Consider the following 13,758-nt stretch of genomic DNA (forward strand, 5'->3'; position numbering starts at 1 on the left):
CCGGTGCCGCAGCATGGCCTGTTTCCAACGGTCGCGTCAAACCTTGGTTGCCAGCGCTGTCGGCGTCACCATCCGCCGCTTCAGCACCGCTTCGCGCCAAGTGATGAATGTGACCGACCCGACGATCACCAGACCCCCGACGATCACCCAGATATCGACGCCTTCGTCAAACACGAAATACCCCAGCAACACCGCCCAGAGAAGTTGCAGGAAGGAAACCGGCTGGGTCACCGCCACGGGGGCCGCCGCAAAGGCCAGCGTCATCGTGTAATGCCCCGCCGTGGCCGCGCTGGCGACGCAAAACAGGATCAAAAGTGCCTCGGCGTCCGGCGTGACCCAGTTCATGATCGCCAGAGGTGCCAGCCCGATCGACACGAAAATCGACAACATCGCCACGACGATGGCCGCGTTCACTTCTTCGGCAAGGATTTTCGCCAACAGGTAGGATGCGCCGAAGACAAGCGCCGTGAACAGCATCGCCAGATGCCCCAAGCCGACTTCGCGGAATCCCGGACGCAGAATGATAAGACCGCCGATGAGCGCCGCGATGATCGCAAGGATCCGCCGTACGGCCAGTCTTTCACCCAGAAACAGCGCCGCCCCCAACGTCACATAGATCGGCGACATGAAATTCATCGCTGTCACGTCTGCGATCGGGATCCGCGCCATCGCAAAGAACCACAGCGCCACCCCCACGGAATGCGCAAAGCCGCGCGCGGCGAACAATTTCCATTGCCGTCCGGTCAGCCCCGATTTCAACAAGGGCCGCAGCAGCGGAATAAAGAAGACAAGCCCCATGACATAGCGCAGGAAGGCGGCTTCGGGGGCCGGGACGCGCGGGCCCAGATGCTTGACCAAGGCGGTCACGCCAACGAACAGGATCCCGGTTACCAGCATCCAGAAGACGCCAACCACCGGTCGCGTGGTTTTTTCTGTACTCATGACAGCATAAGTTCACGATCCCGCAGACCGCTGCAAGCACAGAACAGCCTAAAAAATCAGCGACGCGGCGATTCCCCACATGATTGTGCCCACGATCAGGTCCAAAACCTGCCAGGAGCGCGGTTTTGCGAATAGCGGCGCCAGAAGTCGCGCGCCGTAGCCCAGGCTGAAAAAGAATGCCAAGCTTGCCCCCATAGCGCCAAGGGCAAACCCCAAGCGGTCGTCATATTGCGACGACACCGATCCCAGCAACACCACGGTATCGAGATAGACATGCGGATTGGCCCAAGTGAACAGCAAGCAGGTGACAATCGCCGCCCATAACGACGGCCGGTCCGCTTCGCCGCTTTGCAGCGCCCCCGAACCGGTCCAAGCGGCGGCAAAGGCCTTGATCCCGTACAGGATCAGGAATGCCGCCCCGCCCCAGCGCATCAGCGGTTCAAACCACGGCCATGCACGGGTCAACCCGCCGACCCCCGCGACACCGGCGGCGATCAGGATCGCGTCGCTCAACGCACAGATCAGAACGATCGGCAGAACATGCAGCCGCAACAGCCCCTGCCGCAGCACGAAGGCATTCTGCGCCCCGATGGCAACGATCAGCGACAGGCCCAGCCCGAAACCGGCGATCCACGCATCCATATCCGTTCCTTTCCTTTTTCGGGTTTTGACTAGCGTCGGAATTGAGGATATTCAAATTAAAGAATTACCACTTACATAAGAATTGCTAATGCTGGACTACGATCAGTTGGAAACCTTGGCGGCGGTGCTGCGCAGCGGCAGTTTCGAAGCCGCGGCGGCGCAATTGCATGTGACTCAATCGGCGGTGTCGCAACGCATTCGCCAATTGGAAGAACGGATCGGGTCGCCTTTGGTGTTGCGGGGGCACCCCTGTACCGGAACCGAAACCGGTTTGCGGCTGGCCCGGCATGCCGAAGAAGTGGCTTTGCTGGAAAGTCAGGTCACCGATGCCATACCGCGCCCCGCCGCCCGGATGCGGATTGCCATCAATGCCGACAGTCTGGCAACTTGGGTGTTGCCGGCGCTGGCGGAACATCCGTCGCAATATTTCGATCTGGTGGTGGATGATCAGGATCATTCCGCCGAATGGTTGAAACGGGGGGATGTCAGTGCCGCAGTCACTTCGGTGGCGCAGGCGCCCAAAGGATGCGACAGCGTCAGCCTTGGGCAGTTCCGCTATATCGCCACGGCCAGCCCGGATTTCATCGCCCGCTATTTATCCACAGGGGTGACAGCCGCCAATCTGATGCAGGCACCCATGCTGGTTTTCAACAGTAAAGACAACCTGCAACATACTTGGTTAAAAAGATATTTCAAAGTTATCCACAGACCTAAATCGCATCTAATCCCATCCACGCAAGGGTTTGTGGACGCCGCAGTCTTGGGGATGGGTTGGGGATTAAATCCCGAGGTTCTGGTACGCGATCATCTGCGTTCGGGAGCGTTGCGCCCGCTGCTGCCGGAGGCCGAGCATGATATTCCGCTTTATTGGCAGACCAGTCGGTTAATGGCGCGCGCCTTGGCCCCAGTTACCGCGTCAATCCGTCAGGCAGCCAAGCTAGCCCTGTTTTAGAGGATATATTCAACATATTGTTTTAATTACTGCATTTCACACAATCCACAGAGTTATCCACAGGCAATCTTAAACGTTTTCCACAGACGACCTGCCACTGAAAACAATACACAAAGTTATCCACAGGGCGTTCCGGCGCGTTGATCTATCCACAAACGATCCACAATTTGAAGCAGCCGCCATATCAGCCGGTCCCGGTCTGCCTTGGTCCGAATTTGCCTCACCGGGACGATCTGGGGGTGAATTCTGACCGGCTGCATATGCCCCGAATGATCAGCAAGACCCGTGCGATTTGCCGGCCCTATCTATCCCGGACTGTACGCTGCGATGTGGATAAACGGCCATAACCAGCGCCTGATTGGCCTGAAATCCGCCCCTACCCCCCCTGAAAAGCCGCTTTAGTCAAATCAGACCGCCACAGCGTCATATTGTCGTAATTCGACAATTAATGAAGGCATTTTCGGAAATTCATCACCTCAATAATTGCAAAAAGACAATCAATTCACAGAGCGAACCCGTCCTGTCACCATGCGGAAACGAAAACGGCACCCCTATGGGCGCCGAAATCGAGCTGAGAGGGGCCTCAGAGCTGTTCCATCACCTCGTCAGAGGCTTCGAAATTGGTCGTCACCCGCTGAACGTCATCATCGTCTTCCAGCGCATCGACCAGCTTCATCAGCTTCTGCATCCCTTCAAGGTCCAGTTCGGTGGTGGTGGTTGGCCGCCAGACCAGTTTGGTCGACTCCGATTCACCCAATTCTGCTTCCAGCGCCGTCGACACGTCGTTCAGATCGGTATCGGCACACCAAACGACATGGCCGTCCTCCGAGCTTTCTACGTCTTCTGCACCGGCTTCGATTGCCGCCATCATGACGGTGTCGGCATCGCCAACTTCCGCCGGATAGGTCACTTCGCCCTTGCGTTCGAACATGAACCCCACCGACCCGGTTTCACCAAGGTTGCCGCCGTTCTTGGTGAAGGTGGACCGCACGTTCGATGCTGTGCGGTTACGGTTGTCGGTCATCGCTTCGACGATCACCGCCACGCCGTTGGTGCCATAGCCTTCGTAACGGATTTCTTCGTATTCGTCGCCATCGCCAACCTGCGATTTCTTGATCGCGCGGTCGATCACGTCCTTGGGTACCGAATTCGACTTTGCTTCTTTCACCGCTAGGCGCAAGCGCGGGTTCTTGTCGGGATCGGGGTCGCCCATTTTCGCGGCGACGGTGATTTCTTTCGACAATTTGGAAAACAGCTTGGACCGCGCGGCGTCCTGACGCCCTTTGCGGTGCTGAATATTTGCCCATTTAGAATGGCCGGCCATGATGCCTCCGATCGATTTCTCTTGGTTTGGAGTTCTATAAGTCACCCGGGCGGGGGGCTGCAAGCCTCAGCCGCCCCTAAAATCAGGCGGATCAGAGTGGCCAGAGCAACGGAATCAGCGCCGAGGCCAAAATCCCCATGCTCAGATTGAGCGGAATGCCCACCCGCATGAAATCGGTAAACTTGTACCCGCCGGGCCCGTAGACCAACATATTGGTCTGATACCCGATCGGGGTGGCAAAGCTGCATGATGCCGCCACCATCACGGCCACCACCAAGGGCCGCGGATCGATCCCCATCGCATCGGCCAACCCGATGGCAATCGGCGTCACCACGACCGCAACGGCGTTGTTTGATACCATTTCGGTCAACACCGAAGTCAGCAGGTAAATCACCCAAATCACCACAAACGCGGGCATTCCCGCCAATAACGGCGCAATGGCATTGGCGATCAACGCCACCGCCCCGGTATGATCCAGCGCCGCCCCAATCGCCAGCATGGCAAAGATCAGCGCCAATAACCGCCCGTCGACAAAGGAAAACGCTTCGTCGGAATCGATGCAGCGCGTGACCAGAACCACCCCCACCGCGATCATCGACAACAGCAGGATCGGGGCCACGCCAAACCCGGCAAGCACCACAACCGCCAGCAGCGACACCACCGCCAGCGGTGCGTGACCGCGGCGGAACGCGCGCGCCGAGGGTTGGGTCACATCGACCATATCCATGTCGCGCGCCAACCGGTGAATATCTTCTGGGGCCCCTTCCAGCAGCAGCGTATCACCAACCCGGACCACCAGTTCATCCAACTGCAAGCCGATGTTCTGATTGCGACGATGCACCGCCAACGGATAAACCCCGTACCGGCGGCGCAACCGCATCGATCCCATCGACCGCCCGACCATTTTACACCCCGGGGTGATCAGAACCTCGACGGTCGATGTTTCCACCGCGCCGACCTGATCGAGCCGTTTGAGGCTTTTGTCGCGCTGCAGGCTCAGCAGTTCGGTCATTCGGGTGCGCAACACGACCCGGTCGCCGACCTGCAACGTGACATCCTGCAAATTGCGCCGCAGCGAATGATCGCCACGGATCACATCGATCAGCCGGACGCCTTCGCGCTTGAACAACTGAACGCTCAGCACTTCGCGTCCGATCAGGTTGGATTCGGGCGGGATCACTGCTTCGGTGAAAAACTTCATCTTCGACCGGTCGGTCAACATCGACGCCATCGAGGTCCGCTCGGGCAGCAATTTGCGCCCGAACAGCAACAGGTAAATCATCCCCCAGGCGACCAGAACCAAGGCCAGCGGCGTCACTTCGAATATGCTGAACCCTTCCAGCCCCTGCGCCCGCGCGACCCCGTCGACTAGCAGGTTGGTCGAGGTGCCGATCAGCGTCAGGGTGCCGCCGATAATTGCGGCATAGCTTAATGGAATCAGCAACTTGGACGCGGCCACCCCCATGGTTCGCGCCAATTGCACGAAGACCGGAATCATCACCACGACAACCGGCGTGTTATTCATGATGGCAGATCCCACCACCGCCACTGCCAGCAACATCGCCAGCGCCAGTTTCGGGCTTTTCTGTGCCTGCCGGTCGGCCGCGGCGGTGATCGCATCCAGCGCCCCGGTCCGCACCAACGCGCCCATCACGATGAACATCGCCGCAATGGTCCAAGGTGCCGGGTTCGACAATACCATCAGCGCGGCATCATAGGGCAATAGCCCCAGCGCCAGCAGCACTGCCACCCCGGCAATCGCCACCACTTCGGTCGGCAGGACTTCCTTGGTGAACAGCACGAACATTCCCAGCACCACGCAAAGCGCAACGACGGCCTGGCCGGTTTGGGATAATTCAATCAGCAGCATTCAATCCGCGCGCCTCGGTCATAAACTGGTTCAGTTTTGCCCAGCAAGCGGACGGCAACAAGAGGGATTATCGTCTGGGTGCCGGAACGCCGCAGCGGATCGTGTCAAAGCCCTGCCTGTTGCAACCGTCCACCCTGCCGGATCATCCGGATATCGATGGCTTTGCCGGTGCGGTCATCGGTTTCCACGAAGACGCCGGACAGGGTTGCTTCTTCCAGCGCCGGGGTGAACCGCGATTTCGCCATGCCGGTAACAAAGCGGCGCATCGGTTCAGTTTTTTCCATGCCAATCACGCTGTTGTAATCGCCGCACATGCCCGCATCGGTCAGAAAACCGGTCCCTTTTGGCAAAATCTGGGCATCGCCGGTGGGCACATGGGTATGGGTGCCAACGACAAGGCTGGCGCGGCCATCGCAGAAATGCCCCATGCCCATCTTTTCGCTGGTCGCTTCGCAATGGACATCAACCAGCGCCGCCTGCACCGCGCCGCCCAGAACATGCTGGCGCAGCACCGTATCGATGGCGGAAAACGGATCGTCAAAGGCCCGTTTCATGAACACGTTGCCCAGAACCTGCGTCACCAGGATCTTGCGGCCGCGCCGGTCGCTGAACACCCGGTGGCCACGCCCCGGTGCCCCTTTGGCAAAATTCAACGGCCGCAGGATGCGCGGTTCGGTTTCGATGAATTGCAGCATCTCTTTTTGGTCAAAGGAATGATCGCCCAGCGTCACGCAATCGGCCCCGGCTTCCAGCAGAAGCTTGGCATGCGCGGCACTCAATCCCGCGCCACTGCTGGCGTTTTCGCCATTGACCACAACGAAATCCAACCGCCAGTCGTCGCGCAGACGCGGCAGGTTTTCACTCACGGCGCGCCGGCCCGCGCGCCCCATCACATCGCCTAGAAACAATATTCTCATACCGCTTGCTAGGCTTCCCGGTACGAAGGTTCAAGAGAGAGGCTGCGCGACCTCCTTTCATTGTTACCAAAATACTCCTGCCGGAGGCCAGGTTTTCCGCCTCTGCGGATGCGCAATAACCCTCCCGCGGTTGCTAAAAATGTTTTAATCTCAATGGAATATAGCCCGCCTCACCCGCGCAAGGTTTCGGGATGGTTCGCAGTGGTTTGCCGATACGATTGCAGATATTTTTTCACGCTTTCAAACAGGCCGGCAACGGCCGGGGTGAAAAGCCTGCCCATAGGGAAGTCTGCGGTTGGTGAAGGACCACGGTTCGTCAAACGACCCGATCCACCAGATGCCGGGATTGAATACCGCACCCGTTTTATCCGCAGCCGCAACGGCTCAAAGCAGACGAATCGGGTATCAGCCCCCAGACAAAGGCTCCGGTGCGCTGGAACCGTCAGCGCACCGGGCGATCCTTGCTTGCATGTTGCAACGCAGATCGCGGCTGTCTTGAACGACAAATCCAACCCGACAAACCGTTTCATGCCTCGATCCGGCAATCAGGTTTGGCAAGGCAGATCAGCCCAGAACTTTCGTCACACTGATTGCGACCTTCTCGCTCAGTTCTCCGATATGATCGTCCGTCATGATAAACGGCGGTGCCAACAGGATGTGATCGCCCTTCTGGCCATCGATCGTCCCCGACATCGGATAGCAGATCAGCCCGGCTTCCATCGCGGCTTTCTTGAGCTTCGCAGCGATCTTCTGGCTGGGATCGAACGGTGCCTTAGTTTCGCGGTTCTCGACAAGTTCGATGCCGCGAAACAGACCGCGACCGCGAATATCGCCGACATGGGGATGTTGTCCAAGCAGGCTGCGCAAGGCGTCGTCAAGTTTTTCCCCAAGGGAAGTCACACCCGCGACCAAGCCCCGATCCAGCAGCGCACGCACCACGGCCAATCCCGCCGCAGTCGCCACCGGATGACCGATATAGGTATGACCGTGTTGGAAAAACCCCGATCCACTTGCAATCGCATCATAGATCGCCCCGGAACACAGCATCGCTCCGATCGGTTGATATCCCGCGCCCAGCCCCTTGGCGATACACAGGATATCCGGTGCGACCCCATCGGCTTCGCAAGCATAGAGATACCCGGTCCGGCCCATGCCGCACATGACTTCGTCCAAAATCAGCAACACGCCATAGCGATCACAGATTTCGCGGATGCGCTTGAAATACCCTTCGACTGCGGGCACCGCCCCAAGCGTTGCCCCGACCACGGGTTCAGCGACGAAGGCCATCACGGTATCGGGGCCAAGGCGCAGAATCTCATCTTCCAGTTCCTGCGCGGCACGCTGGCCGTATTCATGGGCGGTTTCTTTTTCTGCCTTGAAACGGTACTCATAGCAGGGGGCGATATGGCTGACATCCAGAAGAAGCGGCCCAAATTGCGCCCGGCGCCATTCGTTGCCGCCGGTGGCCAGTGCCCCCAGCGTGTTGCCGTGATAGCTTTGCCGCCGGGCGATGATCCGGCTTCGCTCTGGCTGGTCGATTTCGACGTAATACTGCCGCGCCAGCTTGAGCGCGGCTTCCACCGCTTCGGACCCACCGGAGACGAAATAAACCCGCGACAAGTCGCCCGGCGCATGCTGGATCAAAAGCTCTGCCAACGCTTCCGCCGGTTCAGACGTGAAGAAACTGGTATGGGCAAAGGCCAGCCGGTCAAGCTGATCTTTGATCGCTGCCGTAACCCCGGCATCCCCATGTCCAAGGCATGAAACCGCAGCCCCACCCGATCCGTCGAAATACCGCTTTCCTTCGGAATCGATCAGGTAGCAACCCTCGCCGCGCACGGCGACAGGAGGGGAGATGCGCGTGTCGCGCGGAAATACGTTACTCATACTCGAGCTCTTTCTTTCAGTTTTGGAGCGTTGTTAAGGAAAGGCGCACTCGGGGTGCGTCAAGGTTGGCCGCAGCCATGATGGCAAGTGTCAAGTTCATTCCGATGGGTCCAGTCGCGTTGATTTTCAGTGTCTATTTTTTTCGTTCTGGGGCCGGCTCCCAATACGCGCCAAGCTGACGCAAACTGTCTTCGCGCCGCTGCATCGTTTCGATTGCTTCATTTCCCTCGGCGGCGGTGATCAACACCATCAGCGCGGTGCCGATCGAATGGGCTGCTATTGTCGATTGAAACGGCGCAGGGCTTTCGTTGCGTGCGATAAAAACATGGTCGGCACACAGGGCCAGCGGCGAAACGGCGCTGTCGGTAATGGACAGAACACACGCCCCGCGATCGGCCGCCTGCGTGGTCAGCGCCACGCTTTCCTGGCTGTAGGGTTCATATCCGACAACGATCAGCGCGTCGTCAGGTCCAATCTCGTCAAGGCTGTTGAAGATGCCTGCGCCGTGATCGGCGACCATGACCCCGTTGTCGCGGATCATGCGGTAGGAATAATACATCAAGTAGGCGACGGGATAGCAACTGCGGCGCCCCAGGAAAAACAGCTTCCGTGCGGCGCGCATCGCCCCGACGGCCGAATCCAGCTGATCGACGTCGATCTTGTCCCAGCTGCGGCGCAGATTGCGTTCATCCTCTTCCAGAAGATCCTGGGTGATGCGGCTGGTCTGGTCCTGTTGACCATAGGTGGCAAGGTTGCGCACGCGGGTGGTCAGCGGCCCTTCGACCCGTTCGCGCAGTTCGGCCTGAAGTTCGTCGCGCAGGCTATTCCAATCGTCATAGCCCAATTTGCGGGCCAGACGCAGCATGGTGGGCGGGGTGACACCGCAGGCCGTTGCAAGCGTTCGCATCGACGATAGGGCGATGTCATCGCTGTTGGCGATCAGATATCGCAACACGCCCTGCATCTTGGGACTGAGGTCCGGAAGCGCTGCCTGCGCCCGACGTTCCAGATCATTCCGCATCAGCAACTCACCTCAAATATTCCATTTGATCCATGCGTAAGGAATTATGTAACATTCATTACATTTTTGAGCAAGTGTTTTCCCAAACGCTAAGCGGTGCCGTGGGAACGCCAGGGGATGCGCGACTGACGGTCCTGAAAGGAAACCTCAGGAACGCAAAATTATCCAATAATATCCGTATAGTTATATGCCTGCGCACCGAAACCAATGCCTGCCCGCTTTCGTACAGCGGGCCGGTCCAGCCACAACGCGGGCACAGCACAGACATGGTTTATTGTCGGCCTGCCGACAGGCAAAGCACGCCAATACGCATGGCGTTTTACGGTATTGGCAGGGCGATCAGATGGACAGAATGCCCCGTTCGGTCACGATCATGTCGAGCGGCTGATCGGTCGGTTCCAGCGGCAGCGCCTCGGTTTCTTGCGCGGCATAGGCAAAGCCAATGGCCAGAACCGGGCCGCTGGCGCGCAAAACTTCTAACGTGCGGTCATAAAACCCGCCGCCATACCCAAGCCGATTGCCCTGCCGGTCAAAGGCGACCAAGGGCACGATCACGATTTCGGGCGTAATGAAATCCTCGACCATCGGGACCTGCGCCCCGAACGGGCCGTCTTTCAACGCGCAATCCGGTTCCCAGCGGGAAAATTTCAACGGTTGGCCTGCTGCTTGAATAACCGGCACCGCCACCGGGCCATATGCGGCGGCTTCGGCCATGGCGGCAAGCGGGCTGATTTCGCTGCGGATCGGCATATAGCCCGACACCGGCACGCCGCGATGGCCGGCGAGGATTTCCGACAGGAAGGACGCGCGCCCGCCCGAACCTGCTTCATGCGCGGCTGCGCGACGGACTAATGCAGCTTCGCGTGCTGCGGTTTTGAATGCGGCAAGATCAGTCATATCAGCTCCTTCAAACACGGCAGGATCGGTCACATCAACACCGAAGCCGCCAGCCCGAGAAAGGCGAAAAATCCGACCACATCGGTCACCGTGGTCACAAACGGTCCCGAGGCAAGCGCCGGATCGATACCGGCGCGGTCCAGCGCCATCGGGATCACGATGCCGCCCAGCGCCGCAGCGATCTGGGTAAACAGCATCGCCAGACCGATCACCAGCGCCAGCATCGGCACCCCGAACCAAAGCGCCACAACCAAGGCCATCGTACCGCCGAAGATCAGCCCGTTCAGCGCCCCGACCGACACTTCACGCAGCACAACGCGCATCGCGTTTTGCGCGGTAAGGTCACGGGTGGCCAGCGCCCGCACCGCCACCGTCATGGTCTGGGTGCCCGCATTGCCCCCCATCGAGGCCACGATCGGCATCAGCACCGCCAGCGCCACCATCTGATTGATGGTTTCGGCAAACATGTCGATCACCAAAGAGGCGAGGATCGCCGTCAAAAGGTTCACGAACAGCCACAGCGCCCGGCCCTTGGCGGCCTCAAAGATGGTATCTGTCAGGCTGGCTTCGTCGCCAACACCGGCAAGACGCAGAATGTCTTCTTCGTGTTCTTCATCCAGAACCGCCATCGCGTCGTCGATGGTGATGACCCCGACCAGCCGGTTGTCTTCATCGACCACGGGGGCGGAAATCAGGTGATACTGGTTGAACGCATAGGCAACGTCGGCTTCGTCTTGCAACACCGGAATGACCTGAAACACGTCTTCCACGATTTCGGTCAACGGTACATTGCGGCGCGAACTCATCAGTTTGCCCAGCGTCACATTGCCAACCGGGTGGATGCGTGGATCGACCAGAACCACGTGATAGAATTGTTCCGGCAGTTCTTCGGCCTTGCGCAGAAAATCGATGGCTTCGCCCACTGTCCAGTGATCCGGCGCGACCACCACTTCGCGCTGCATCAGGCGCCCGGCAGAGGTTTCGGGATAGGCAAGCGCCTGTTCGACCGCGACACGATCGGAATCTTCCAGCGCGTCGAGGATCGCTTCTTGCTGCGGTTCATCAAGGTCTTCGACCAGATCGACCACATCGTCCGAATCCAGTTCCCGCACCGCTTCGGCCAAGACTTCGGGCGACAGGACCCTGATGATTTCTTCGCGCAGACCCTCTTCGAGTTCCGACAGGATGTCACCGTCGAATTCGCGGTCGTACAGCCGTACCAGCCGACGGCGGTCATACGGATTGAGCTGTTCCAAAAGGTCGGCGATGTCGGCCGCGTGCAGCGGTTCCATCAATTCGATCAGCTTGGCCTGATCGTTGGCGTCCACCGAATAGAGAATCGCGGCGATATCGCGGCGGCTGATGCTATAATCGCCCTCGGTCGCGCTGTCGGGTTGCGCTTCGCTGTGATCGAATTCGTCGCTCATGCCGCCCCTTTCGCCTGCTTTTTCTTCTCTTAGCCGAAGCAGCTTCAAGGAAACAGGTGCAGACTGGGAATTTACCGATGTTTTCGCCAAGAATACCATGACCGAGAAAGGAAGGTGCAATCGTGCAGAAAATTTTGCTGATCGGACAGGTTCTGAGCTTTGACGGCACGCCGTTCGAGACCGGCATCGACGCGGCGCGGTATGAACGGCGGGGCGGGGTTTTGATCCGCGACGGCAAGATTGCCGCCACCGGACCAGCCGAGGCCATGCGCCAAGATCACCCAGAGGCCGATATCGTCGATCACGGCGACAAGCTGATTCTGGCCGGGTTCGTCGATGCCCATGCGCATTATCCGCAGACCGGCATCATCGCCAGCTGGGGCAAGCGGCTGATCGATTGGCTCAACAGCTATACCTTCCCCGAAGAAACCCGGTTTTTCGATCCCGCCTATGCGGCGGAAATCTCGGAACGCTATCTTGACCTGACATTGGCGCATGGCACCACCACGGTGGTCAGCTATTGCACCATTCACCCGACCAGCGTCGAGGCGTTTTTCACCGCCGCGCAGGCACGTGGGCAACGGGTGGTGGCGGGCAAGACCTGCATGGACCGCGATACCGCCCCCGACGGGCTGCGCGACAGCGCGCAATCGGCCTATGACGACAGCAAGGCGCTCTTGGAAAAATGGCACGGGGTGGACCGGCTGAGCTATGCGATCACGCCGCGATTTTCCCCCACATCGACGCCGGAGCAGCTCAACGCGCTTGGTGCTTTATGGGGCGAACATCCCGATTGCCTGATGCAGACGCATCTGTCCGAACAGGTCGATGAAATCGCTTGGGTGAAATCGCTTTATCCGCAGGCGCGGGATTATCTGGACACTTACGAAGCGCACGGATTATTGCGCCCCGGCGGGCTTTACGGTCATGCGATCCATCTGGAAGATCGCGAAAAGGATCGGTTGAAGGAGGTCGATGCATCGCTGATCCATTGCCCGACCTCGAACACCTTCATCGGGTCGGGCCTGTTCGATATGGGCGGGTTGATGGCGGCGGGGCACCGGATCGGGCTGGCCACAGATACCGGTGGCGGGTCCAGCTTTTCCATGCTGCGCACGATGGCAGCGGCGTATGAAATCGGCCAGATCCGGCATAATCCGATCCACCCGGCGCAATTGCTGTGGCTGGCCACCGCCGGATCGGCGCGCGCCCTGCGGATGGAGGATAAAATCGGCAATATCGCCCAGGGGATGGAGGCCGATCTGGTGGTTCTGGATCTGGAATCGACCCCCGATATCGCGCAGCGCGCGGCGCGGGCCAACGATATCTGGGAAGCGGTTTTTCCCACCATCATGATGGGCGATGACCGGGCGATTGCGGCGACCTATATCGGCGGGCGTCAGTCGCAGGGACCGGCCAGCGTCAGCACCCAGTAATCCTTGGCTTTACCGATGCCGAAACGGGAATAGCGCCGGTTCAGCATGTTCTTGCGGTGCGGCGGCGATTCCATCCAGGCCGAGATAACCTTGGCGATTGTTTGTTGCCCAAGCGCAATATTTTCCGCCATCGCGGCGCGGCAATACCCGGTCGCCTTGATCCGGTCGGAAAAGCTGCGGCCATCCTGACTGCGATGGTTGAAATAGCCGCGGTTCGCCATGTCTTGGGCGTGGCCGTTCGCGGCTTTGTTCAGCTTGCTATCCGCGTGCAACGGCGGCAGCCCGCGCCGGGCGCGTTCAGCATTCAGCAACGCGACCGCAGATTGCGCGGTACCGGCCCGCGCCTGCCCGCCCTGCCCGGTCAGCATTGCAGGCGCGCCGATGGCCATGCAGGCCGCCAGCGCGACCACGATGATCGTTTTTTTACGCACCTTGCACCCCTT

General features: G+C 59.3%; 12 protein-coding genes. 2 read left to right on the top strand and 10 right to left on the bottom strand.

The genetic code is table 11. The features are described from left to right. Positions 1-36: 36 nt before the first annotated feature. On the bottom strand, positions 37-942 hold the full coding sequence (locus TG4357_RS05385; protein ID WP_058261845.1) for a DMT family transporter: 906 nt from the start codon (positions 940-942) through the stop codon (positions 37-39). A 48-nt stretch (positions 943-990) separates the two neighbouring features. Then, positions 991-1,584 carry a LysE/ArgO family amino acid transporter gene (locus tag TG4357_RS05390; RefSeq protein WP_058261846.1) on the bottom strand — a complete coding sequence of 198 codons (594 nt, stop codon included), beginning with the start codon at positions 1,582-1,584 and terminating at the stop codon, positions 991-993. A gap of 88 nt (positions 1,585-1,672) precedes the next feature. On the opposite strand from TG4357_RS05390, the gene TG4357_RS05395 reads away from it, so the two are divergent. Next, positions 1,673-2,536 carry a LysR family transcriptional regulator ArgP gene (locus tag TG4357_RS05395; RefSeq protein WP_058261847.1) on the top strand — a complete coding sequence of 288 codons (864 nt, stop codon included), beginning with the start codon at positions 1,673-1,675 and terminating at the stop codon, positions 2,534-2,536. 583 nt (positions 2,537-3,119) lie between these two features. Here the strand turns inward: TG4357_RS05395 and TG4357_RS05400 are convergent. The 7 genes from TG4357_RS05400 to mgtE all read right to left on the bottom strand — a co-directional run bounded on the left by TG4357_RS05400 (position 3,120) and on the right by mgtE (position 11,879). Continuing rightward, positions 3,120-3,860: a YebC/PmpR family DNA-binding transcriptional regulator gene (locus tag TG4357_RS05400; protein WP_058261848.1), complete on the bottom strand. Its 741-nt coding sequence runs from the start codon at positions 3,858-3,860 to the stop codon at positions 3,120-3,122. A gap of 91 nt (positions 3,861-3,951) precedes the next feature. Continuing rightward, positions 3,952-5,730 (bottom strand): SLC13 family permease, encoded by a 1,779-nt coding sequence (locus TG4357_RS05405; protein ID WP_058261849.1) that lies wholly within the window; start codon positions 5,728-5,730, stop codon positions 3,952-3,954. 104 nt (positions 5,731-5,834) lie between these two features. Beyond that, entirely contained in the window at positions 5,835-6,647 is an 813-nt protein-coding gene (locus tag TG4357_RS05410) for a TIGR00282 family metallophosphoesterase (protein ID WP_058261850.1), read from the bottom strand. A 564-nt stretch (positions 6,648-7,211) separates the two neighbouring features. After that, positions 7,212-8,534 carry an aspartate aminotransferase family protein gene (locus tag TG4357_RS05415; protein WP_058261851.1) on the bottom strand — a complete coding sequence of 441 codons (1,323 nt, stop codon included), beginning with the start codon at positions 8,532-8,534 and terminating at the stop codon, positions 7,212-7,214. A gap of 133 nt (positions 8,535-8,667) precedes the next feature. Further along, the gene (locus tag TG4357_RS05420) at positions 8,668-9,555 is read right to left on the bottom strand and encodes a MurR/RpiR family transcriptional regulator (RefSeq protein ID WP_058261852.1); all 888 of its coding nucleotides are present in this window, start codon (positions 9,553-9,555) and stop codon (positions 8,668-8,670) included. 339 nt (positions 9,556-9,894) lie between these two features. Beyond that, positions 9,895-10,452, bottom strand: coding sequence for a 5-formyltetrahydrofolate cyclo-ligase (locus tag TG4357_RS05425; protein ID WP_058261853.1), 558 nt, complete (start codon positions 10,450-10,452; stop codon positions 9,895-9,897). A gap of 29 nt (positions 10,453-10,481) precedes the next feature. Next, positions 10,482-11,879: a magnesium transporter gene (gene mgtE, locus TG4357_RS05430; RefSeq protein ID WP_058261854.1), complete on the bottom strand. Its 1,398-nt coding sequence runs from the start codon at positions 11,877-11,879 to the stop codon at positions 10,482-10,484. A gap of 119 nt (positions 11,880-11,998) precedes the next feature. On the opposite strand from mgtE, the gene guaD reads away from it, so the two are divergent. Continuing rightward, positions 11,999-13,315, top strand: coding sequence for a guanine deaminase (gene guaD, locus TG4357_RS05435; RefSeq protein WP_058261855.1), 1,317 nt, complete (start codon positions 11,999-12,001; stop codon positions 13,313-13,315). On the opposite strand, the gene TG4357_RS05440 is transcribed toward guaD, so the two are convergent. After that, on the bottom strand, positions 13,279-13,746 hold the full coding sequence (locus TG4357_RS05440; RefSeq protein WP_058261856.1) for a CAP domain-containing protein: 468 nt from the start codon (positions 13,744-13,746) through the stop codon (positions 13,279-13,281). The two genes, guaD and TG4357_RS05440, sit on opposite strands and share 37 nt — an antisense overlap. Positions 13,747-13,758: the final 12 nt, after the last annotated feature.

This window comes from Thalassovita gelatinovora (assembly GCF_001458355.1).
GTDB lineage: Bacteria > Pseudomonadota > Alphaproteobacteria > Rhodobacterales > Rhodobacteraceae > Thalassobius > Thalassobius gelatinovorus.

Coding starts and splice junctions, on each gene's coding strand:
- TG4357_RS05400 (WP_058261848.1), bottom strand. CDS start 3,860: ATGGCCGGCCATTCTAAATGGGCAAATATTCAGCACCGCAAAGGGCGT.
- TG4357_RS05395 (WP_058261847.1), top strand. CDS start 1,673: ATGCTGGACTACGATCAGTTGGAAACCTTGGCGGCGGTGCTGCGCAGC.
- TG4357_RS05420 (WP_058261852.1), bottom strand. CDS start 9,555: ATGCGGAATGATCTGGAACGTCGGGCGCAGGCAGCGCTTCCGGACCTC.
- TG4357_RS05405 (WP_058261849.1), bottom strand. CDS start 5,730: ATGCTGCTGATTGAATTATCCCAAACCGGCCAGGCCGTCGTTGCGCTT.
- TG4357_RS05410 (WP_058261850.1), bottom strand. CDS start 6,647: ATGAGAATATTGTTTCTAGGCGATGTGATGGGGCGCGCGGGCCGGCGC.
- mgtE (WP_058261854.1), bottom strand. CDS start 11,879: ATGAGCGACGAATTCGATCACAGCGAAGCGCAACCCGACAGCGCGACC.
- TG4357_RS05415 (WP_058261851.1), bottom strand. CDS start 8,534: ATGAGTAACGTATTTCCGCGCGACACGCGCATCTCCCCTCCTGTCGCC.
- TG4357_RS05425 (WP_058261853.1), bottom strand. CDS start 10,452: ATGACTGATCTTGCCGCATTCAAAACCGCAGCACGCGAAGCTGCATTA.
- TG4357_RS05390 (WP_058261846.1), bottom strand. CDS start 1,584: ATGGATGCGTGGATCGCCGGTTTCGGGCTGGGCCTGTCGCTGATCGTT.
- TG4357_RS05385 (WP_058261845.1), bottom strand. CDS start 942: ATGAGTACAGAAAAAACCACGCGACCGGTGGTTGGCGTCTTCTGGATG.